This window comes from Methylobacterium sp. WL116, from assembly GCF_008039455.1.
Classification (GTDB): Bacteria; Pseudomonadota; Alphaproteobacteria; order Rhizobiales; family Beijerinckiaceae; genus Methylobacterium.
On the sequence record NZ_VRUV01001122.1, the window covers coordinates 1 to 493 of the forward strand.

The 493-nt window shown below is 76.5% G+C and carries 1 pseudogene; it reads left to right on the forward strand.

Annotated features, from left to right (window positions below):
* Positions 1–69 precede the first annotated feature (69 nt).
* A pseudogene (locus FV223_RS29695) lies at positions 70–493 on the forward strand (peptidase C15); the annotation flags it as partial.

The following is a 493-nucleotide window of genomic DNA, read 5'->3' on the forward strand; positions in this document are numbered from 1 at the left end:
AGGCCGCGTCGCGCAGGGCGAAGCCTCGCCGGCCGCGGGCGCGGCCGCCATCGCCGAGCTGATCGGGCTTTGAGCCTGGCGGCTTCCAGCGGATCGCCGGTTCTTCTGATCACCGGGTTCGGCCCGTTTCCCGGCATGCCGCGCAACCCGAGCGCGGCGCTGGCGCGCCGCCTCGAAAGGTCGAGCCGCCTCAGGTCGGCCTTCGGTCGCGCCCTGCGGGTGCGGGTGCTGGACACCACCTACGACGCGATCGGCACGCAGCTCGTGCCGACGCTGGCGCAGGCGCCCGCGGCGGTGCTGATGCTCGGCGTCGCCTCCCGGGCCAAGCGCATCCGCGTGGAGGCGCGGGCCTGCAACCGGGCGAGCCGGTTCTACCCCGATGCGTCGGGGCGCCCGTCCACCCACCTCACCCTCGATCCGGACGGGCCGCCGGCCCGCCGTGCCTTCGTCGCGCCCCAGGCCCTGGCGATCCTGCGCCGGCACGGGCTGGCGG